Annotated in this window: 18 protein-coding genes; 8 read left to right on the top strand and 10 right to left on the bottom strand. The window is 72.7% G+C overall.

The features are described from left to right. Positions 1-137: 137 nt before the first annotated feature. Entirely contained in the window at positions 138-2,699 is a 2,562-nt protein-coding gene (locus tag ACWPQI_RS06160) for a LuxR C-terminal-related transcriptional regulator (RefSeq protein WP_268965343.1), read from the top strand. A gap of 109 nt (positions 2,700-2,808) precedes the next feature. On the opposite strand, the gene ACWPQI_RS06155 is transcribed toward ACWPQI_RS06160, so the two are convergent. Next, entirely contained in the window at positions 2,809-3,450 is a 642-nt protein-coding gene (locus ACWPQI_RS06155) for a class I SAM-dependent methyltransferase (RefSeq protein ID WP_010592950.1), read from the bottom strand. Positions 3,451-3,504: 54 nt separating this feature from the next. On the opposite strand from ACWPQI_RS06155, the gene ACWPQI_RS06150 reads away from it, so the two are divergent. Next, positions 3,505-4,734 (top strand): MFS transporter, encoded by a 1,230-nt coding sequence (locus ACWPQI_RS06150; protein WP_010592951.1) that lies wholly within the window; start codon positions 3,505-3,507, stop codon positions 4,732-4,734. A 4-nt stretch (positions 4,735-4,738) separates the two neighbouring features. Here ACWPQI_RS06150 and ACWPQI_RS06145 read toward each other — a convergent pair whose 3' ends face one another. From ACWPQI_RS06145 to ACWPQI_RS06120, 6 genes are all read right to left on the bottom strand, one after another. Beyond that, positions 4,739-5,935, bottom strand: coding sequence for an MFS transporter (locus tag ACWPQI_RS06145; protein ID WP_029539905.1), 1,197 nt, complete (start codon positions 5,933-5,935; stop codon positions 4,739-4,741). Between the two features lie 71 nt (positions 5,936-6,006). Then, the gene (egtD, locus tag ACWPQI_RS06140) at positions 6,007-6,963 is read right to left on the bottom strand and encodes an L-histidine N(alpha)-methyltransferase (protein ID WP_017679505.1); all 957 of its coding nucleotides are present in this window, start codon (positions 6,961-6,963) and stop codon (positions 6,007-6,009) included. Beyond that, positions 6,960-7,706 carry an ergothioneine biosynthesis protein EgtC gene (gene egtC / locus ACWPQI_RS06135; RefSeq protein ID WP_124258632.1) on the bottom strand — a complete coding sequence of 249 codons (747 nt, stop codon included), beginning with the start codon at positions 7,704-7,706 and terminating at the stop codon, positions 6,960-6,962. Before egtC ends, egtD begins: the two co-directional genes overlap by 4 nt. After that, positions 7,699-8,994, bottom strand: coding sequence for an ergothioneine biosynthesis protein EgtB (gene egtB, locus ACWPQI_RS06130; protein ID WP_040274471.1), 1,296 nt, complete (start codon positions 8,992-8,994; stop codon positions 7,699-7,701). Before egtB ends, egtC begins: the two co-directional genes overlap by 8 nt. Beyond that, positions 8,991-10,223: an ergothioneine biosynthesis glutamate--cysteine ligase EgtA gene (egtA, locus tag ACWPQI_RS06125; RefSeq protein WP_017679502.1), complete on the bottom strand. Its 1,233-nt coding sequence runs from the start codon at positions 10,221-10,223 to the stop codon at positions 8,991-8,993. The genes egtB and egtA overlap by 4 nt, the downstream gene beginning before the upstream one ends. Before the next feature lie 79 nt (positions 10,224-10,302). Beyond that, positions 10,303-11,544 carry an APC family permease gene (locus ACWPQI_RS06120; RefSeq protein ID WP_064065647.1) on the bottom strand — a complete coding sequence of 414 codons (1,242 nt, stop codon included), beginning with the start codon at positions 11,542-11,544 and terminating at the stop codon, positions 10,303-10,305. Between the two features lie 45 nt (positions 11,545-11,589). Here ACWPQI_RS06120 and ACWPQI_RS06115 point away from each other — a divergent pair, with 45 nt between their 5' ends. The 4 genes from ACWPQI_RS06115 (at position 11,590) to pth (ending at position 15,814) form a co-directional block, all read left to right on the top strand. After that, a complete protein-coding gene (locus ACWPQI_RS06115) occupies positions 11,590-12,768 on the top strand; it encodes an aminotransferase class V-fold PLP-dependent enzyme (RefSeq protein ID WP_064065648.1) in 1,179 nt (392 codons plus the stop codon). An 88-nt stretch (positions 12,769-12,856) separates the two neighbouring features. After that, on the top strand, positions 12,857-14,326 hold the full coding sequence (locus tag ACWPQI_RS06110; RefSeq protein ID WP_124258635.1) for an FAD-dependent oxidoreductase: 1,470 nt from the start codon (positions 12,857-12,859) through the stop codon (positions 14,324-14,326). Between the two features lie 206 nt (positions 14,327-14,532). After that, complete coding sequence (locus ACWPQI_RS06105; protein ID WP_010592961.1) at positions 14,533-15,138, top strand: 50S ribosomal protein L25/general stress protein Ctc; 606 nt, start codon at positions 14,533-14,535, stop codon at positions 15,136-15,138. Between the two features lie 103 nt (positions 15,139-15,241). Further along, positions 15,242-15,814, top strand: coding sequence for an aminoacyl-tRNA hydrolase (gene pth, locus ACWPQI_RS06100; RefSeq protein ID WP_010592962.1), 573 nt, complete (start codon positions 15,242-15,244; stop codon positions 15,812-15,814). A 45-nt stretch (positions 15,815-15,859) separates the two neighbouring features. Here the strand turns inward: pth and ACWPQI_RS06095 are convergent, their stop codons facing one another. Then, complete coding sequence (locus ACWPQI_RS06095) at positions 15,860-17,494, bottom strand: fatty acyl-AMP ligase (protein ID WP_010592963.1); 1,635 nt, start codon at positions 17,492-17,494, stop codon at positions 15,860-15,862. A gap of 217 nt (positions 17,495-17,711) precedes the next feature. On the opposite strand from ACWPQI_RS06095, the gene ACWPQI_RS06090 reads away from it, so the two are divergent. Beyond that, positions 17,712-19,382: a peptide chain release factor 3 gene (locus tag ACWPQI_RS06090; RefSeq protein ID WP_010592964.1), complete on the top strand. Its 1,671-nt coding sequence runs from the start codon at positions 17,712-17,714 to the stop codon at positions 19,380-19,382. A gap of 104 nt (positions 19,383-19,486) precedes the next feature. Then, positions 19,487-20,020: a hypothetical protein gene (locus ACWPQI_RS06085; protein WP_048771946.1), complete on the top strand. Its 534-nt coding sequence runs from the start codon at positions 19,487-19,489 to the stop codon at positions 20,018-20,020. Positions 20,021-20,115: 95 nt separating this feature from the next. On the opposite strand, the gene ACWPQI_RS06080 is transcribed toward ACWPQI_RS06085, so the two are convergent. Both ACWPQI_RS06080 and ACWPQI_RS06075 read right to left on the bottom strand, forming a co-directional pair. Next, the gene (locus ACWPQI_RS06080) at positions 20,116-21,153 is read right to left on the bottom strand and encodes an enoyl-CoA hydratase/isomerase family protein (RefSeq protein WP_017679495.1); all 1,038 of its coding nucleotides are present in this window, start codon (positions 21,151-21,153) and stop codon (positions 20,116-20,118) included. Between the two features lie 83 nt (positions 21,154-21,236). Further along, entirely contained in the window at positions 21,237-21,683 is a 447-nt protein-coding gene (locus ACWPQI_RS06075) for a VOC family protein (RefSeq protein ID WP_017679494.1), read from the bottom strand. Positions 21,684-21,688: the final 5 nt, after the last annotated feature.

Below are 21,688 nucleotides of genomic sequence, written 5' to 3'. Positions count from 1 at the left end.
AACCGGACATCCCTCTCCTCGGTCCGGAAGAGACCGGGTAGTCTGCCCGTGCCGAGGGGTCTGTCGGGGACACCGGGGACAACGGTGGAGACCGCACATGCCGGCGTGCGTCGACAGACCGAGCGAGAGGAGTTGCCGTGAGTGTCCCCGGCGCCGTCCGTACCGGGGTACCGACGTGGCGGACGCTGGCCACCGCCGTGCCCCGCGCCCGCCTGTTCGACATGCTCGACCGCGGGTCCGCGCTCACGGTGGTCCACGCACCGGGCGGATTCGGCAAGAGCACGCTCCTGGCCACGTGGCTGCACCGGGGCGGCGCACCCGAACGCGACATCGCGTGGGTGCCGGTGGCGGACGACGCGGCACCGGACCGCATCTGGTCCGACGTCTGCACGGTGCTGGGTGAACACGTCGCGCCCGGTGACCCGGCCGAACGGCTCGCCGAGGTCCTCCGATCCCGTCCGGCGCCGTCCCTGCTCGTCCTCGACGGGCTCCCCGCCACCGCGCTCGACGACCTGCTGCCGGCGATCCGGCACCTGCTCGACCGCTGCCCGTCCGTCGACGTCGCCGTCTGCGTACGGGGCAGCGCCGCATCGGCGGCCGTAGCCACGGCCGGCGTGGACTGCACGTTCGTCTCCGCCCACGATCTGCGGTTCACGCCGCGCGAGACCGCGGAGTTCTTCCGCGCCGCCGGGGTGGAGCTCGCGGCCGACGAGTACGGCGACCTCTGCCGCGCGCTGGGCGGGTTGCCGCAGTTGATCTCGGGTGCGCTGAACGTCGCGCGGCTGCACCGGGGCGCACCGGTCGACCAGGAGGGCCGGCCGTCGCCCGAACTGGCCGTCGCCATCGCCGGGTCCGCATCGGTTCTGCTCGACACGCTGACCGCCGAGGAGCGCGCGTTCGCGCTGCGCGTGGTCGCCGCCCGTGCTCTCGACGCGGAACTCGCCGCCGAGCTCACCGGTCGGTCGGACGCGGCCGGACTTCTCGACCGGCTCGAAGCGCGGGGCCTGCTCGTCGTCGACGAGGCAGCCGAGACCCGGACGTGGGCGTGGCCGTCGGCCCTGCGGCTCGCGGTGCTCGACCAGGCCCGGCAGGAGGAACCCGGGCGGGTCGACGAGCTGATGACCGCGCTCGCGCGCCGCCATCGGGACGCGGGCCGGCCGGCGCCGGCCGCGACCTATGCGGCCGAGGCCCGCAACTGGGCGATGGCCGCGGGCATCGTCGAACGCAGCTGGGGTCAGATGGTCGCCGAGCATCTCGAGGAACTCATTCTCGTGCTGCGGACGATTCCCGAGGACTTTCTGCAGGACTACCCGGCCGTGCTCGCCGGGCGGGCACTGTTCGTGCAGATGCTCGCCGACCATCCCATCCTGCGGGCGTCGCTGCCCGGCGAGCCCGACGAACTGCACGCACTCGGCGCCGGGCCGGACGCCGCGAACGTCCTGCACCTGGCGACGGTGCAGTCGCTCGCGCTGCGGGTCGCCGGCGATTTCGTCCAGGGTGCCGCGTGCACGCGGCGGCTCGAACCGCTGGTGCAGAGCATGCTCGCGCACCAGCCGGACAACATCACCCCGCAGTTGCCGCTGCTGCGCGTCCAGTGGGCGATCACCTTCCAGCTCGCCGCGGATCTCGCCGAATCCAACCGGCAGTTCGAATCGGCCTACCGGGGCGGCGTCGCCGCGGGCACCCCGTACATCGTCCAGAACGCCGCCGGCAGTTCGGCGCTGAACTGGGCACTGGTCGGCGACGTGCCGCGTGCCCGCCGGTGGCTCGCCCGGGAGGCGACGGCGGAACCGTCCGACGGGCTCTTCGGCGAACTCGTCAAGGTCGGCGGCCGGGTCGCCACTGCCCTGACCCATCTCGACGCCCTCGACGTCGGCGCGGCCGAGGCGATGATCGACCTGCTCGGCGCGCCCAGCGACCGGGAGGAGCTGTGGGGATTCGTCGCCTACGCCCACGCCCAGCACGCGCTGCTCACCGTCGAGGCGTACGCGGGTCTGACGTGGTTGCACCACACCGTCGCCGGCCACGCCCATCGGCACGGCGACGGCGCGTTCTCCCGGACGCTGCTCACCGCGACGGAGATCGACCTGCACCTGGCTCTCGGCAACGGCAACCTGGCGCGCGCCGTGGCAGACCTCGAGCCCCGGCACCACCCGATCCTCGTCGTGCCGGACGCTCGGGTGGATCTGCTCGGCGGGAATCCCGGCCGGGCCGTCAAGAAGCTCGCGCGGGTGTCCTGGCCGGACTGCGGCTTCCCGCGGGCCCACCTCGAGGCGCTGCTGCTCGAGGCCGCCGCCCAGCTCGACCTGGGTAATCCGAGGGCCGCGGCCGTGTGCTGGGAACGCGCCTGCGCCCTCGGGCAGACGCTGGGCAATCGGCGCGCGTTCACCACCGTGCCGGACCGGCACCGGCGCGAACTCGAAGAGCGCAGCGGAATTGCGGTGCCCGGCGGTCCCGTCGGGGCGGTGTTCCCGGACGAGGTCGCACGGGTCGAGCTGTCCCCGCGGGAGAGGGAGGTGCTCGCGCTACTGGCCGAGGGATGCCCGCAGAGCGAGATCGCCCGCCTCCTGTTCGTCTCTCCGAACACGGTCAAGACGCAGCTGCGCAGCATCTATCGCAAGCTCGGGGTTCACACACGGGTCGAGGCGATCACCCGCGCGCGCGAGCTGCGGCTGCTGCCCGTCACCAGCGATCTCTAGACCCGCCCCACGGGCGGTAGGTCTCGCCGCCGCCCGCCCGACTTGAGCGGAGGTATCGCTCACCCGCTCGGACCGACGCAACGGCACAGGCGCTCGGCTCCGGGGAAGGTCAGGCCGGCTTGTGGGCGAGCACCCGGAACACGATGCCCATCCGCCCGGTGCGGTGCACGTCGTCGACGACGAACCCGGCCTCGGTGAGATAGGGCGCCGGGTCGCGGAGCAGGTGGTCGGCGCCGAAGCGGATGCTGAGCGGCTCGATGCCCCGCTGCAGGGCACGCAGCACCCGGTTCGTCGACGGCCCGTGCTCGGCGAGCACGATCCTGCCCCCGGGGACGAGCACGCGGTACGCCTGGGCCGCAGCGCGGGCCGGGTCGGGCACGGTGCAGAACGTGAAGGTCGAGAGCACGGTGTCCGCGCTCGCGTCGGGCAGGTCGAGGGCCTGCACGTCGCCCTCGCGCAGTTCGACGCGCGGGTCGGCGGCGGCCTTCGTCCGGGCGAGGTCGAGCATCCTCGGCGAGATGTCGACGCCGACGACGTGTTCGACCTCGGGTCCGTAGAGCGGCAGGTTGAGGCCCGTGCCGACGGCGAGTTCGACGACGCGGCCGCGAGCCTGCGCGGCCGCCCAGTGCCGGGCGGGGCCGAGTATCAACCGCTCGACCAGGCTCATGCCGCGGTCGTAGTTCTTCGACATCTCGTCGAAGATCCGCGAGACGCGGGCGTTCTCGTTCTCGACCTGCTCCGAATCGGTCACTGTGTCTCCTCACCGAAGTGTCACCGCCGACGGTACCGGCGTACCGTCCCGGCTGTGACCGAACCGATCCCGGAACAGCGCCGCGTCCTGACCGTACTGGTGGCCGCGCAGATTCTCAGCGGCGCGGGCCTGGCGGCCGGCGTGACCGTCGGCGCGCTCCTCGCGCAGGACATGCTGGGCAGCACGAGTCTCGCCGGGGTGCCCAGCGCCCTGTTCACGATCGGGTCGGCGGCGGCGGCCGTCGCCGTGGGGCGGATCTCGCAGCGCGCCGGGCGCCGTGGCGGGCTGACGTTCGGGTACGCCACCGGCGCGCTCGGCAGCGCGGGTGTGGTGGCCGCCGCGGCGCTCGACACCGCGGTGCTGCTGTTCGCGGCCCTGTTCGTCTACGGAGCGGGCACCGCGACGAGCCTGCAGGCGCGCTACGCCGGCGCCGACCTGGCCGCTCCGGAGCGCCGGGGGCGCGCGGTGAGCACGGTGCTGGTGGCGACGACGCTCGGGGCGGTGGTCGGCCCGAACCTGACCGCCGTCATGGGCGACGCCGCCGAATCCTGGGGCATTCCCCGGCTGTCCGGGCCGTTCGTGCTCTCCGGCGTCGCCTACGGGCTCGCCGCGGTCGTCCTGTGGGTCCTGCTGCGTCCGGATCCGCTCCTGCTCGCCCGCAGCCGCGCGGCGGCCGCGGAGCCGGCGCCGGACGGCGAGCGGCCGGCCGTGGCCCGGCAGTGGTCGCCCGCGGTGACCGCCGGGGTGGTGGTGATGATCGTGACACAGCTCGTGATGGTGGCGGTGATGACGATGACGCCGATCCACATGCGCGACCACGGGCACGACGTCGGGGCGACGGGCGTGGTCATCGCGATCCACGTCGCGGCGATGTTCCTGCCGTCCCCGATCGCGGGGATGCTCGTGGACCGGGTCGGGCCCTACCGGGTCGCGGCCGCCGCGGGACTCGTCCTGCTGGCCTCCGGGGTGTCGGCGGCGCTGGCCCCGCCGCATTCGGTGCCCGCCCTCGCGTTCGCGCTGGGCCTGCTCGGTTTCGGGTGGAGCCTGGGCCTGGTGAGCGGCACCGCGCTCGTCACCGATGCGGTGCCGCTCGAGTCCCGCGCGGCCACGCAAGGCACCGCGGACCTGTTCGTCGCGCTGGCGGGGGCGGGCGGCGGTCTGGGTTCGGGTCTGGTCGTCGCGGCGGCGGGGTTCCCGGCGCTGGCGCTGACCGGTGCGGCGGTGTCGCTGGTGATCCTTCCGGTCCTCGCGCGACGGTCCGCCGCGCAGCCCGCCCTCCGCTAGCGGGTCAGGCCGGCACCGCGACCGCTCGTCGCGCCACCCGCAGATCCACCAGCCACACCAGGGCGGTCGCGGCGGCCGCCGCGACACCGAACAGGCACACCCCGGTCCAGCCGGCGCTCGTCCACGCGAGCGCGCCGAGCGCCGAACCGGCCGCGGCACCGATGAAGTACGTCGTCATGTACACCGCGTTGATGCGGGAGCGGGCCGCGGGCGCCAGCGCGTAGACGATGCTCTGGTTGCTGATGTGGACGGCCTGCAGTGCCAGGTCGACCGCGACCATCCCGATCAGGAACCACGCCAGCGAGTGCGCTCCGGCCGCCAGCGCGGCCCAGGACACGACGAGCACCGCCGCGCCGGCGCCGGAGGCGAGCTGCGCGAGGCCACGGTCGGCGAGGCGGCCGGTGAGGTTGGCCATCACCGCGCCGGCGACCCCGGCCAGGCCCACCAGCCCGATCTGCACCTCGTCGAATCCGTAGGGTTCGCCGGACAGCAGGAACGCCATCGTGGAGAACAGGGCGCTCACGGATGCGAAGGACAGGGCGCCGAGCACCGACCGGGTCCGCAGCCGCGGCTGGGTGCGCACGAGGGTGCCGAGCGAACGCAGGGTGGTCCCGTAGCCGATGCGCTCGGCAGGGCGCGACGTCGGCAGCGCTCGCCACAGGGCGAGCGCGACGAGGACCATCACGGCGGCGCTCACCCGGTAGACGGTGGCCCACCCGCCGAGGCCGGCGAGCAGCCCGGCGACGCTGCGGGCGAGCAGGATGCCGAGCACCAGGCCGCTCATCACCGTCCCGACGGCCTGCCCACTGCGCTCCGGTTCGGCCAGGGTGGCGGCGAACGGCACCAGCACCTGCGCGGCCACCGAGAACAATCCCGCGATCGCCGTGCCGACGGCCAGCACCGCGATGGTCGGAGCGAAACCGCTCAGCGCCTGGCCGGCCGCGGCGGCGAGCATGAGCCCCACCGTGAGGCGGCGCTTGTCGAACATGTCGCCGAGCGGCACCAGGAACAGCAGCCCGAGGCCGTAGGAGACCTGGGCGACGGTGACGGTGGCCGCGGCGGCGGAGTGGGAGGTGCCCAGGGCGACGGCGATCGAGTCGAGCAGCGGCTGGTTGAAGTAGTTGCCGCCCACGCACAGGCCGGTGGCCGCCGCCATCAACAGCAGGACGGGGGTGGTCAGCACGGGTCGCGGGGACGTCACGTCTGCCAGCCTCGCGCGGCCGGGACCGCGCTGTCCAACCGGCGTCGCGTCGGCGGCCGGGACCGCGCGGGTCAGCTGCGGCTCGCGCCGATCAGCGCGAACCGGCCGTCGGGATCGATCCACTCGCGCCGTACGACGAACCCGGCCTCGGTCAGTTCGCGGCCCATGCCGTCGAGCCGGAACTTGGCGGAGATCTCGGTGCGCAGATGCTCGCCCTCCTCGAACGCGATCTCGAGGTCGAGGCCGGGAATCCGGACCGTCATGGGCTCGGTGGCCTCGAGTCGCATCTCGATCCACTCGTTGATCGGGTCCCACACCGCGACGTGCCGGAACTTCCCGGGTTCGAAGTCCGCGCCGAGCCGGGCATTGAGCACGTTCAGCACGTTGCGGTCGAACTCCGCGGTGACCCCGGCGGCGTCGTCGTAGGCCGGCACCAGCACGTCGGGATCGGTGACGAGGCCGATTCCGAGCAGTAGCCACTCCCCCGGCTCGAGCACCGCGGCGAGGTCGGTGAGGAACGCGGCGCGCTCGGTGGGCGCCAGGTTGCCGATGGTGCCGCCGAGGAATGCGATCAGGCGGCGTCCGCCGCCGGGCAGATGCGTGAGCGATCCGGTGAAGTCGCCGACGACGCCCCGCACGGTCAGGTCCGGGTATTCGACGGAGAGCCGGGTCACCGCGGACTGCAGGGCGACCTCGGAGACGTCCTGCGGTACGTACGTATGGATGTACGGTCGCAGCGCGTCGAGCAGGATCTCCGTCTTCTCCGAGGATCCCGATCCGAGCTCGACGAGCATCTCGGGCCGCGCCTCGTCGGCGAGCTCCGACGAATGTTGTTGCAGCAGAGACCGTTCGGTGCGGGTGGGATAGTACTCCGGCAGCCGGGTGATCTGATCGAACAGCTCGCCGCCGCGCTCGTCGTAGAGCCACGTCGGCGAGAGCCACTTCGGCGACGACGTCAGCCCGCGGCGCGCGTCGGCCCGCAGCGACTCGTCGAGTTGCTCCGGCGTCAGGTACACGTCCACCGTCATGAGACGGCCACCTCCATGGGGGACACGATGAGGTGCCCCGGTCGGGCGCTGACCAGGTGCCGGTCCGGCACCTGGCGCCAGCGCGGATCGTCGTCGTACGGTTCCGAGGACACCACGGCGACGTCCTCGTCGACGAGGGTCCACAGCGAGTGGTACCAGGCCGTCGCCCACAGCCCGGAACCGTTGCCCAGCAACAGGTTCAGCCGCGAAGCCGGGGCGACGTCGAGCACGTCGTGCACGAGCCGCATCAACGCCTGCTCGGGCCGCGAGGAACGCAGCCGCGAATACAACAGCAGCCACAGCGCGGCGGCGTCGGTGGGCGACTCGAGCCGCAGCAGTTCGGCCACCGGCAGGCGCTCGGCCAGCGAGACGAGCGACCCGGGCCAGCCGCGGACGACGCCGTTGAGGCTGAACGCCCAGCCGTCGCGGGTGAACGGGGCGCACGCCGAGCGCTCCACCGGCATGCCTTCCGTCGCCGAACGCAGCGACGCCATGACGGCTCCGGCGCTGATATGCGAAAGACCTTCGGCGACAAAGGGATCGGACCAGATGGGGGCGGGGTTCCGATAGCGGCCGAAGCCGTCCGCACCCCACCATGCCACCCCGAACCCGTCGGCGTTGATCGTGCCGCCGCCACGCATGTCCTTCGGCGCCCACGACTGGCGCACCAGCGACCGGGGTCCCTCGGTCACCAGGGAACTCACCGAGCGGACCGGCCCGAGGTATCCCAGGTGTCTACACATCCGGCACGTCCCGCGCGCAGCGGAAGCCGGCGAAGATCTGCCGCCGGATCGGCAGGTCCCAGTTGCGGAAGGTGCCGCGGCAGGCTGCAGGGTCGGTGCCGAAGGAGCCGCCGCGCAGCACCCGGAAGTCGCCCCCGAAGAACACCTCCGAGTACTCCCGGTACGGGAAGGCCGCGAATCCGGGGTACGGCTCGAACCCGGACGCCGTCCATTCCCACACGTCCCCGATCAGCTGGTGCACCCCGAGACGCGACGCACCCGCGGGGTACGCCCCGACGACGGCCGGCTCGAGGTGCCGCTGGCCGAGGTTGGCGTGGGCCTCGGTCGGTTCCTCGTCGCCCCACGGGTAGCGCCGGCTCTGCCCGGTCAGCGGGTCCCAGCGGGCGGCCTTCTCCCACTCGGCCTCGCTGGGCAACCGGCGTCCGGCCCAGCGGGCGAACGCCTCGGCCTCGTGGAAGCACACGTGCACGACGGGCTCGTCGGGGTCGAGCGGCACCGTCACCCCGAACCGGCGGCGCCACCACGTGCCCGCGTCGTCGCGGGTCCAGAACTGGGGAGCCTCGAGTCCCGCCTGCTCGCGGTGCAGCCACCCCTGCGGGCTCCACAGTTCCCGGCGGGCGTAGCCGCCGTCGGCGAGGAACTCGAGATAGCGCCCGTTGGTGACCGGCACGGTGTCGATTGCGAAGGCCGGCACGTACACCCGGTGCGCGGACCGCTCGTTGTCCAACGCCCACGGATCCGTCGACGTCCCCATCTCGAACTCCCCGCCCGGGATCAGCACCTCCGCCGCGGCCGGTGCTTCGGCGCGCCGCGGCGCCGGCGGCGCGTCGAGGACCGGGGGCCCCGCCCGCAGCTGGTGTGTCGCGAGCATCGTCTCCGCGTGCTGCACCTCGTGCTGGACACTCATCGCGAACACGAAACCCTCGCGGGTGAGGTCGGTGTCGAAGCGGCACCGCGCCAGCACGTCCGCCGTGTGCGCGCGGACCTCCGCCGCGTAGTCGCGGGCCGCCCGCGGCCCGAGCAGCGGCAGCGCGGGCCGGTCCGCCCGCGGATGGCGGAAGGCGTCGTAGAGGTCGTCGACGTCCGGGCGCACACCGGCGTGACCGCCGGCCGCCCGGAGCAGCCAGCGTTCCTCCTGGTTGGCGATGTGCGCGAGGTCCCACACGAGGGGACTCATCAGCGGTGAATGCTGGGCCGTGAGTTCCGCGTCGTCGATGTCGGTCAGCGCGAGCACCCGCGCCCGCGCCCGCGCGAGGTCCCGGTCGAGCCGGGCATGCAGACCGCTCACCGATCCTGGACCTCCGGGGTGCGACCGCGGCAGCACCGCTCCGCCGCCGCGTCCAGCGCCGCGGTGAACCGCATGTCCGGCGACGCCTCCGCGGCGAGGGCGAGCAGTCCGACCGCCGCGGCCCGGATCTCGAGATCCGCGAGTCCGAACTCGGCCGCCTCCTGCCAGCGATCCACGACGGGGGCGGCGACGGCCAGGGCCTCGTCCATGACGGCCGGCGAGGTGAGCAGTGCCTCGACCGCGGCGACCGGGACCTGCCACAGGGCCCCCGGCTGCGCGTCGATGTACCGGACCTCGAGGTGCCCGGCGGGACGCACCGGCGGGAACAGGGTGGTCAGGTGGTAGTCCAGGTCGGCGACGGTGGGCCGGCGCCCGATCTCGTCGTCCAGGTCGCCACCCAGCCAGTCCGCGAACGACGCGCCGGGCGGCGCATGCCAGTCCCCGCCGGTCGCGCGCACACACAGCAGCGGCGCGTCCAGCGCCCACGCCGGGTAGCGCGCCGGATCGGGCACGGGGGTGGTGCGGTCGGCGTCCAGCGCCAGCCAGGTGCGCATCCGCTGCGACGCCCAGTTCCCGTCCGGTGCCCCACGCAGCGAAGGCGAACACGCGAACGCGGCCACCAGCGCCGGTCCGACGGCGTGCAGTACCCGCCACCGCCGGGCCAGCTCGTCGTCGTCGGCGCCGGCGTCGACGCTCACCTGGGTGGCGGCGGTGCTGTTCATCATCAGCCGGCCCAGCGGCCCGATCCGATCGAACCGCAGTTCCATCGCGCTGTAGCGGGGAGTGCGCAGCAGCCGCTGCGGTGGGCGCAGCCCGTCGGCCGCCGCGTCGACCAGGTCCACCGACCGGCGCGCCAGCAACGCACCCAGCATGCGGGCGTCGGCGGTGAGACGATCGCAGACCTGCCGCGCCGAGACACACGGCACGCTCGACAGTTCCACCTGCCCACCCGGCTCGAGGGTCACGGCGCTGCCCGACGGCAACGGCCGCGCCGAGGAGCCGGGAGCCAGCTGCCGGGGGGCGTGCGGACCGAGGGCCTCGAGGATGGCCTGCAACTCCGGCCGGGCGCGAGTGCCGTCGGCCCGGGCGGTGAGCCATTCCAGTTCCACGCCGATCAGCCGGGGCGGCCCGAAGCGGAAGCTCACCCGGCGCACGTGCAGCTCGGCGGCGGTTCGTGAGGCGATGCCGGCGTCCGCGCGCGGCACCGCCGGGTCGACTGTGATCACCACTCGGTCCGCCCCTCCCTCGCCTGTGGGCCAGCTCACGGACGAGCCTAACGTCAACCGGCGACAGGAGGCGGCTGAACGCTCACGCCGCGGCCCGGCGCGTCGCCCGGACGACGACACCGGCCGCGAGCACCACGATGCCGGCCACGACCGCACTCGGCGGCAGCGTCAGCACCAGGACGACGCATCCGACGGCGCCGACGACCTGCAGGAACCGGGGGTAGCGCCGGTTCTCGTCCCGCTGGGTGAAGGCGGCCAGATTCGCGACGAGGTAGTACACGAGAACACCGAAGGATGAGAATCCGATCACTCCGCGCAGATCGACGGTCGCGACGAGCACGCACACCGCCGCCGCGACGGCGAGTTCGGCCCGGTACGGCACCGCGAATCGCGGATGCACCGCGGCGAGCGGCCGGGGCAGATCACCCTGCCGCGCCATCGCGAGCGCGGTGCGGCCGACGCCTGTGACGAGGGCGAGCAGAGCCCCCAGCGACGCCGCCGCGGCCCCGGCGACCACGACGGGCGCCGCCCACGCCCAGCCACCCACGCGGACCGCGTCGAGCAGCGGCGCGCTGCTCGACGCGAGCCGGTCCGGGCCGAGGCATGCGAGCAGGGTCACGCCGACGACGGCGTAGAGCAGCACCACGAAGCCGAGGGCACCGACGATCGCCCGCGGGATGGTCCGGCGCGGCTCGCGCACCTCCTCACCGAGGGTCGCGATCCGCGCGTAGCCCGCGAAGGCGAAGAACAGCAGGCCGGCCGCCTGCAGCACCCCGTAGGCACCGCCGACGGGACCGAACGGATCGGCGGGTTGCGCCCCGGGACCGGCCCAGCTCGCCGTGATCGCGACGGCCAGCGCCACGAGCACGAGGGTCACGATGATGCGGGCGAGCCGGGCCGTGCGCGTGATGCCGCGGTAGTTCACGGCGGTCAGGGCGAGGACCGCGGCGACGGCGACGGGCCGCCGCCACGGTTCCGGCACGACGTAGGAGGCGAACGTCGCGGCCATCGCCGCACAACTGGCGGTCTTGCCGATCACGAAGCCCCAGCCCGCCACGAAACCCCACCACGGCCCGAGCCGTTCCCGCCCGTACACGTAGGTGCCACCGGACGTCGGGTACTGCGCGGCGAGCTGCGCCGACGAGGTGGCGTTGCAGTACGCCACGACCGCGGCGAGGGCCAGGCCGACGAGCAGGCCCGCGCCGGCGGCTGCCGCGGCCGGCGCGAACGCCGAGAACACCCCCGCCCCGATCATCGCGCCGAGCCCGATGGCGACGGCGTCGCCGGTGCCGAGCCGGCGTTGCAGGGATTTCGATTCGCTCACGTATACATTCCAAGCACGAAGACATGAACGGGAGGTGCGTCCTCGATGCTCGACCTGCAGCGCGCCCGTCGCGACACGCCCGGCTGCTTCGACCGGGTCTTCCTCGACAGCGCGGGCTCGTCGCTGCCGCCGACCCCGGTGCTGGAGACGACCGTCGCGCACCTGCGACGCGAGGCCGAGGTCGGCGGGTACGTCGCCGCCGCGGAACGCGCCGACGACCTCGCCGCGGTGAAGACCTCGATCGCGCGGCTGATCGGCGCGGAGGCGCCGTCGATCGCCCTCGTCGAGAGCGCCACCCGGGCGTGGGCGAGCTTCTTCTACTCGGTGCCGCTCCGCGCGGGCGACCGGATCCTGCTCACCCGTTCCGAATACGCCAGCAATGCGGTCTCCGCGCTGCAACGGGCCCGGGCGACCGGCGCGACGGTGGAGACGATGCCGACGGACGCGCTCGGCCGCATCGACGTCGACGCCCTCACCCGCACGCTCGACGAGCGGGTCAAACTGGTGTCCGTCGTGCACGCCCCCACCAACGGCGGGCTCGTCAACCCCGTGCGGGAGGTCGCCGACGCGGCGCACGCCGTCGGCGCGCTGGTGCTGCTCGACGCGTGCCAGTCCGTCGGGCAGCTGCCGGTGAGCGTGCCCGAGTTCGACGTCGACGCCCTTTCCGCGACCGGACGCAAGTGGCTGCGCGGACCCCGCGGCACGGGCTTCCTGTACGTCCGCCCCCGGCTGGTCACCGAGCTCGAACCGGCCGTCCTCGATCTGCACAGCGCGCAGTGGACGGCCCCGGGCGAGTACCGCCTCGCCGACGACGCGACGCGGTTCGAGCTGTGGGAGACGAACGTCGCCGCCCGCCTCGGGCTCGGTGCCGCCGTCGACTACCTGCTCGACCTCGGGGTCGACGCGGTGACCGAGGCGGTCGCCTACCGCGCCGAACACCTGCGCGAGGGCCTGGGCCGGATCCCCGGCGTGGCCGTGCGCGACCTCGGGAAGGAGCACAGCGGCATCGTCTCGTTCACCGTCGACGGCTGGGAGCCGCCGCGGCTGCGGGAGGCGCTGGCCGCCGAGGCGATCACGGTCACGGTCAGCGGGCGCGGGTCGACGCTGCTCGAGATGTCGGCGCGACGGCTCGAGTCGGTGGTGCGCGCCTCCCCGCACTACTTCGTCTCCCCCGCCGACGTGGACCGGTTCCTGGCGGCCGTGCGGTCGCTGACCCGGTCCTGACCGTCCCGGCGACCGGGACGACCGGTTCCGTCCGGCGGCTCACGCGGTCAAGGTGTGCGAATCCCCGCACCACTTCGAGAGGATCGCGATGACCGAGACCAGTCCCGTCCGTCCTGTTCCCGTCGACCGGATCTCCGCCTGGGATCTCGAGGCCGACGTCGTGATCGCCGGGTACGGCATCGCCGGGGTCTGCGCGGCCGTCGGCGCTGCCGACGCCGGAGCCGACGTGCTGGTGCTCGAACGCACCGGCGGGTGGGGCGGCGCCGCCGCCCTCGCGGGCGGATTCGTCTACCTCGGCGGCGGCACGGCCGTGCAGAAAGCCTGCGGATTCGAGGACTCGGTGGACGACATGCGCGCGTTCCTCACCGCGGCACTCGGACCGGGCGTGGACGAGGAGAAGATCGCCGCCTACTGTGCGGGCTCCGTCGAGCACTTCGACTGGCTCGTCGGCTGCGGTGTGCCGTTCAAGCACGAATTCTGGGGCGAGCCCGGCTGGGAGCCTCCCACCGACGCGGGCCTGCAGTACACCGGCGGGGAGAACTCGGCGCCGTACGCCGCCGTCGCCCGGCCCGCGCCGCGCGGCCACGTGCCGCAGATGAGCAACAAGCGGACCGGTGAGCAGGGCGGCGGCTACATGCTCGTGAAGCCGCTCGCCGAGAAGGCCGAAGCCCTCGGGGTCCGCGCCGAGTACGACGTCCGGGTGCAGGCCCTCGTCACCGACGCGTCCGGCCGGGTCGTCGGGGTCCTGGCCAAGCGGTACGGCACCGACCTGGCGATCCGGGCCCGCCGCGGGGTCGTTCTCGCCACGGGCAGCTTCGCCTACAACGACGACATGGTGCGGGCCCACGCCCCGCACCTGGTGGGTCGTCCCGCCGCGTCGATCGAGGAACACGACGGTCGCGCGATCCGGATGGCGCAGGCGCTCGGCGCCGACTTGGCCCACATGAACGCCACCGAGGTGGCGTTCTTCTGCGATCCCCAGCTGATCGCGCGGGGCATTCTCGTCAACGGTCGCGGCCAGCGGTACGTGCCCGAGGACACCTACCCGGGCCGCATCGGGCAGCTGACCCTGCTGAAGAACGACAACGAGGCGTTCCTCGTCATCGACGAGGAGTCGTACGAGGCCGGGGTCGCCGCCCCGACGTCGTCGGCGCAGCTGCGCCACCAGCCGAAGTGGGTGTGCGAGACCGTCGCGGAACTCGAGGCCGAGATGGGTCTGCCCGAGCGGGCGCTGCAGTCCACGGTGGAGGTGTACAACCTGCACGCCGAACGGGGCGCCGACCCGCTGCTGGGCAAGAAGCGCGAATGGGTGAAGCCGATCGGGTCGCCCGTCGCGGCGATCGACCTGCGCGGCATGACCGGCGGGTTCACGCTCGGCGGCCTGCGTACGAGCCTGCACGCGGAGGTCCTGCACGTCGACGGTGCCCCGATTCCGGGGCTGTATGCGGCGGGACGCGCGGCGGCCGGACTGTCGGCGTGGGGGTACTGCAGCGGCGTCTCCCTCGGCGACGGCAGTTTCTTCGGACGGCGGGCGGGCATCGCCGCCGCGGGCGGCTGAGCGCAGGGGTGGCATTCGACCCGCTCGGGCGGATCCGGTAGAGTCGATCGAGTTGTCTCGGCGAGGGTGAACCGCGAAATCGCTGGCTCACCGTGATCGACGCGGCTGCGGCTCCGCTCGAGCGTGCCCACGCTCCTGGCCGCGCGCGTCGCCCCTCGCCGGGAAGACCGCCCCAGTTCGAGCCATATGCGTAGGAGCCTTTCAGCATGTCCGAGGAAAACCGTATCGCCGCCGTCGTCCGCACCGAGTTCGGCAAGGGTGCCGCCCGCCGCGCCCGCCGCGACGGGCAGGTGCCCGCCGTCCTGTACGGCCACGGCACCGATCCCCAGCACCTGTCGCTGCCGGCCCGCGAGTTCGCGGCCGTGCTGCGCGCCCACGGCACCAACGCCGTGCTGACCCTCGACGTCGACGGCTCGGAGGAGCTGGCGCTGACCAAGTCGGTCGTGGTCCACCCGATCCGCAACTACATCGAGCACGCCGACCTGCTCGTCGTGAAGAAGGGCGAGAAGGTCACCGTCGAGGTCCCGCTCGTGGTCACCGGTGAGGCCGCCTCCGGCACCCTGGTCGTCAACGAGGTCAGCACCGTCCAGCTCGAGGCCGACGCCCTGAACCTGCCCGAGCAGGTCGAGGTGTCCATCGACGGTGTCGAGGCCGGTACCCAGATCCTCGCGAACGACGTGCAGCTGCCCGCCGGTGCGACCCTGCAGGGCGACCCGGAGCTGCTGCTGGTGAACGTGGTTGCCGCACCGACCGCCGCCGCGATGGAGGGCGAATCCGCGGAGGGTGAGGCCGCCGAGGCCGAAGAGGCCTGAGCCCCCACCGGCTCCGCGTGACACGGGCGAGCGGCGCGTCATCCCCTCGGGGTGACGCGCCGTCGTCGTAGCACTACCCGCCGCAACGGAAGGACACCGCCAGGTGAGCGACGCCACCGCACTCGTCGTCGGGCTGGGCAATCCCGGCCCGCAGTACGAGAAGACCCGCCACAACATCGGCTTCATGGTGGCCGACACGCTCGCCGCCCGCGTCGGCGGGAAGTTCAGCGCGCACAAGCGCAGCAACGCCGAGATCGTCCAGGCCCGCCTCGACGGCCGGCAGGTGATCATCGCCAAGCCGCGCACCTTCATGAATCTCTCGGGCGGACCCGTCGCGGGTCTCGCCCGCTTCTTCTCGGTCGAGCCCGCCGACATCGTCGTCGTGCACGACGAACTGGATCTGGACTTCGGCACGGTCCGGCTCAAGCTCGGCGGCGGGGAGAACGGCCACAACGGGCTGCGGTCGATCTCGAGTGCCCTCGGCACCAAGCTCTACCTGCGTACCCGGGTCGGGATCGGCCGCCCGCCGGGCCGCATGGACCCGGCCGACTACGTGCTCAAACCGTTCTCGTCGACCGAACGCAAGGAACTCGACCTGATCCGCGAGCAGGCCGCGGACGCGGTGGAGCTGCTGCTGCGGGTCGGCCTGGAGGACGCCCAGAACCGGGTCCATTGACGTGTGCCCTTCCGGACCGGCCGCGGTCCGGAAGGACACCCCGCGCTACCCGCCGAGCAGGTGGACGGAACTGCCGCGCCGCAGCTTGCCCGACGACGTCTTCGGGATGCTGCCCGGGCCGAGCACCGCGACGGTGCGCGGCCGCACCCCCACCTCCGCGACGACCGCGTGCACGACGTCGCGTTCGATGCGGCGCACCTCCTCCGGGTCGTCGATCCGGTTGGTCTCGACGGCGACCGCGAACGACTCCCGCTTCTCGCCGGAATCGAGCCGGATCGCGACGGCGTTGCCGGGGCGCACGCCGTCGACGCTGCACGCGGCTCGTTCGATGTCGGTGGGATAGACGTTGCGGCCACCCATGATGATGACGTCCTTGACGCGCCCGCACACCACGACCAGGCCGTCCTCGGTGAAGTAGCCGACGTCGCCGGTGTCGAACCAGCCCTGCGGGTCCTGCGCGGGCACCGGACCGTCGACGGTGAGGTAACCGTGGGTGACGGCCTTGCCGCGCAGCTGGATGATGCCGACGCCGCGGGGCGGCAGTACCTGCCCGTCCTCCCCGACGACGCGGCCCTCGAGGCCGGGCACGAGATGCCCGAGGGTGGGCAGGCGCCGGGCGTTGGACCGGGTCGACGGGACCGCCATCCCGCCGGCCTCGAGCAGGTCGGGGTCGACGAGATCGAGGATCTGCCCGCGTCCCGGATCCGGCACCGAGACCGCCAGGGTGGTCTCGGCCATGCCGTAGACCGGCGCGAGCGCCGCCGGATCGAGCCCGAACCGGGCGCCGGCGGCGGCGAGGGCCTCCATGGTGTCCGGGTCGACCGGTTCGGCACCGTTCCACATCCACCGCACCGACGACAGGTCGACGGCGCCGTCGGGCGCCTGTGCGAGCTTGCGAGCCAGGAGTGAGTACGCGAAGTTCGGTGCGGCCGTCACGGTTCCGCGGTACTTGCTCATCAGCTCGGCCCACAGCAGCGGGGAGCGCAGGAAGTCGAGCGGGGTCACGGAGACGACCTCGGCGCCGACCTGCATGGGCACGCTCAGGAAGCCGACCATCCCCATGTCGTGGAACAGCGGCAGCCAGCTGACCATCACGTCGTCGTCGAGGGAGAACTTGATCCGCTCGATCATCGCGTACGCGTTGACGTAGAAGTTCTCGTGCGTGATCTGCACGGCCTTCGGGGAGCCCGTGGACCCGGAGGTCAGCTGCTGCAGCGCGATGTCCTGCTCGTCGGTGGGCAGCGGGTCGACCGGCGTGCCGGCATCCATCTCGGCGATCGTGACGACGGGAATTCCCCGCTCGGCCAGGAGCGGCGCGGCGATCTCGAACGGCGCGCCGAGCACCACCGCGCGGGCGCCGATCATGCCGATGACGACCTCGGTGTCCCGTGCCCACAGCGCCAGGTCGGTGCGCGGGGTGGGCTGGTGCAGCATCGTCACCGAGGCGCCGCGCATCCACACCGCCTGACAGGCGGGTGCGATGTCCACCGGATTCCCCGCGAGGATGCCCACGGCGTCGCCGTGACCGATGTCGGCCGCGGCGAGGGCACCGGCCATGCGCCGGGCCTGCTCGTGAATCTGCCCCCAGCTCTGGCGCCGGGGAGCGTCGGGCTCGCCGGTGACCAGACCGTGCGGGGAACGATCCGCGGTCTCGTACATCTCGTCGGTGAATCTGCTCACGAACCACTCCTCACGTCGATTCGCCCCCGGGCACCGGGTACGACGTTGCCCAGGGTGCCCCCGATCCGTCCCGGGAGTAAGTCTCTTCGGAGAATGTGACCGAATCTCACGGAAATCGACATTCGATTGCCGAGTAACATGGACGAGTTGTCTGCGATGCGCGAGCCGCCCGCGTGCATCGACGAGCCGCACATCCGCTTCGAGAGGTACTTCCGCGTTGACTACCCCGCCCGTTTCCACCGGCAACGACGCCGGCACCACCGCCGTGTCGTCGAAGGAAGTGCTCGCGGAGGCGGGTCGCCGCCGCACCTTCGCGGTGATCTCCCATCCGGACGCCGGCAAGTCCACGCTGACCGAGGCGCTGGCCCTGCATGCGAAGGTCATCGCCGAGGCCGGTGCGGTGCACGGCAAGGCCGGACGCAAGTCCACGGTGTCCGACTGGATGGAGATGGAGAAGGCCCGCGGCATCTCCGTCAGCTCCACGGCGTTGCAGTTCAACTACCGCTCCGAGGAGTCCGACGACGACGTCGTCAACGTGATCAACCTCGTCGACACACCCGGTCACTCCGACTTCTCCGAGGACACCTACCGGGTGCTCACCGCCGTGGACGCGGCGGTGATGCTGATCGACGCCGCCAAGGGCCTCGAGCCGCAGACACTCAAGCTGTTCCAGGTGTGCCGTCACCGGGGCATCCCGGTCATCACCGTGATCAACAAGTGGGACCGGCCCGGCCGGACCCCGCTGGAACTGCTCGACGAGATCGACGAGCGGATCGGCCTGACTCCCACCCCCCTGTTCTGGCCCGTCGGCATCGCCGGGGACTTCCGTGGCCTGCTGCGGCGCGGGGAGGACGGGGCACCCGTCGAGTACGTCAAGTTCACCCGCACCGCCGGCGGCGCGCGGATCGCTCCCGAGGACCGGCTCTCCCCCGCGGAGGCCGAGGACCGGGAGGGCGGGACGTGGACCGAGGCGGTGGAGGAGTCGGAACTGCTGTCGGCCAGCGGTCAGGACCACGACCAGGAGCTGTTCCTGGCCGGACAGACGTCGCCGGTGATCTTCGCGTCGGCCATGCTCAACTTCGGCGTCCGGCAGATCCTCGACACCCTCGTCGCGCTGGCGCCGCCGCCGCGCGCCCGGCTCGACGTGAACGACGCTCCCCGCAACGTCGACGACCCGTTCAGCGCCGTGGTGTTCAAGGTGCAGGCGGGGATGGACACCGCGCACCGCGACCGCCTGGCGTTCATGCGGGTGGTGTCCGGGGTGTTCGAGCGCGGCATGGTCGTCACCCACGCGCAGACGGGCAAGCCGTTCGCCACCAAGTACGCGCTGACGGTGTTCGGCCGGGAACGGTCCACGGTGGAGAACGCGTACCCCGGCGACGTGGTCGGGCTGGTCAACGCCACGGCCCTCGCCCCCGGGCACACCCTGTACGTGGACCGGAAGGTGGAGTTCCCGCCGATCCCGTCGTTCGCGCCCGAGCACTTCTCGATCCTGCGCGCCGAGAGCGCCTCGAAATACAAGCAGTTCCGCAAGGCCGTCGATCAGCTCGACTCCGAGGGCGTGGTGCAGATCCTGCGCAACGACATCCGCGGCGACGCGTCCCCGGTGATGGCCGCCGTCGGTCCCATGCAGTTCGAGGTGGTGGCGGCCCGGATGAAGGCCGAGTACAACGTCGAGCCGCGGATGGAACCGCTGGGCTACGCGCTGGCCCGCCGCACCGACGCGGCCTCGGTGGACGAACTGAACCGGCAGCGCGGCGTCGAGGTGTTCACCCGGTCCGACGGTGTGCTGCTGGCGCTGGTCAGCGACAAGTGGCGATTGCAGTACCTCCTCAAGGAACTGCCCGACCTCACCCTCGAGCCGCTGGTGGCCGCCGCCGACCAGTGACACCTGTGGTGGGTGGGACCGGTGTGGCTGTGCGTGGGACCGGTGTTGCTGGTAGTTTGCTGTGCCGTCGAGCCGACCCGGGCTCGCGGATGTCAGGAGCGTTCATGGACGACGACTCGACCGCACCGACCGACGGCACGCCGCTGCGCGGCCGTTCCGAGCCGGCGGACGAGTCGCCCGGACCCAAGCGGGCGGGCACCTTCGTCTATCCCCTGCCGGGAACCCTGACCGGCAACGGCGCGTCCGCCCCGCACGCGGTGGGAAGCCACGCGGCGGACCACGACGTCGCCGACGAGGCCGGAGGCAACGGCAGCGATCCGCTCTCGCTGCCGAGCTTCGACGAGATCGTCGCCGGCACGAACGGCGTCGCCGCGGACAGCACGCCGACCGCCGCGTCGCGCCGCAACTCGATGGGAGTGGCATCCGTGCGGATCGCGGCGCGACTGGCGCACACCGAGCTCGCCGCCCGCGCGCAGCGTCCCCACGCCTCCGATCCGACGGTCGAGACCGACGAACTGCTCACCCTGCTCGGTGAGTACCTCGTCGCGGGCGGATTCGAGAAGCCGGAGATCCGCGCCGTGCTGGGCGGGCAGGAGATCGTCGTCGACCTGCTCGCCCCGCGGCGCACCGCGCTCTGACGTCCGCATCCGCGCACCCCCTGGTCGAACGCGCACGAAATTACCTGTGCAGCTGACTATTTCGTGCGCGGATGGTCGTCCGGCTGGCCGGGTGCCTACTCCCGGAACAGTCCCGCCACGACGGCCGGGTCCACGTCGCCGATCCCCCGCGGCGACCACGACGGGTTGCGGTCCTTGTCGACGAGCACCGCGCGCACCCCTTCGGCGAAGTCCGGCTCGGCGGTGATGCGGACCGCGACCTCGAGTTCCCGCGCGAAGCACTCGCGCAGCGGGCTCTCGGCGCCGCGGCGCAGCAGCTCCGCGGTGACCCAGAGGCTCGTCGGGGATGCCGCACCGAGCGCCGCCCGGGTGGTGACGGCCCACGTCTCGTCGATGTCGTGGTTGCCGGACAGGCGCTCGACGACGTCGGCGACGGTGCCGTCACCGAATACCGCATCGATGTCCGGGTACCGGTCCGCGATCGCCGACGCGGGGGCCGCCTCGGCGAACTCGTCGAGCGCCGGCTGCCAGTGGCCCTCGCGGATCCGGTCGGCGAGGGCGTCGATCCGGTGACTGGGAACGAAGTGCGTCGCGAGGCCGACGGCGATGGCATCGCCGGCGTCGACGCGGGCGCCGGTCAGCGCCAGGTACAGGCCGACCGCGTCGCAACGGGCCGTGGTGCCGCGCAGCCGCGGCAGGAAATGACTGGCGCCGACGTCGGGGATGAAGCCGATCGCCGTCTCCGGCATCGCCAGCACGGCCCTCTCCGTCACGACACGGACCGCGCCGTGCACCGAGATGCCCAGCCCGCCGCCCATCGTGACTCCGTCGAGGAGCGCGAGATACGGCTTGGGGTAGGTGGCGACCAGTTCGTCGAGCCGGTACTCGTTCGCGAAGTAGTCCCGGACCGTGGCGGTGTCCCCGGCCACGGCGGCGTCCCGCACCGACTTGATGTCGCCACCGGCGCAGAACGCGCGGTCGGATGCGCTGGTGACCAGGACCGCGGTGATCTCCGGGTCGTCGCGCCATGCCAGCAGGGCCTCGTACATGTCGCGGATCATCGACGAGTCGAGGGCGTTGAGGGCCACCGGCCGGTCGAGCACCACCTCGCCGATGCCGTTGGCGACGCGGGTGCGGATGAAGGTGTCGGTCACGCGCCGGAGCCTACCGGCCCCTGCCCCGGCAGCCGATCATGTGGGAGCCCCGATCGCGCACGTGTCTGCGCGGGGCGCCGGACCTACCTGCCGGTACCGGTGGCGGCGCCCTGCCGGCGGCCGGTCAGGGGCCCGACGAGCAGCCATCGGTGTCCGAACGGATCGAGCAGCGTGGCGTTGCGGTGACCGTGACTCTCGGCGATCCAGCGTTCGACGGTGCCGCCGGCGTCGCGGGCCTTGGTGAGCACGGCGTCGGTGTCGTCGACCGGGAGCATCAGGCTCACCGACGTCGCGCCGGCCTCGGGCGCGGACAGGCCCATCTCGGGGAACTCCTCCGCCAGATACACCATCCCGGTGGGAAAGACCAACTCGGCGTGGCCGATCCGGCCGTCCTCGAGCACCACGGGGTCCCCCGCCAGCGTCGCGTCGAACACCTGCCGGTACCAGTCGATGGCACTGCGGGCGCGACCCACGATGAGGTACGGGAGCGCACCGGCCCGGGGGAAGACTTCGGTGTCGGTCGCGGTCATCGGAC

The sequence above is a fragment of the Rhodococcus sp. LMD genome, assembly GCF_056108245.1.
This window is presented reverse-complemented; position numbering and strand designations above follow the sequence as displayed.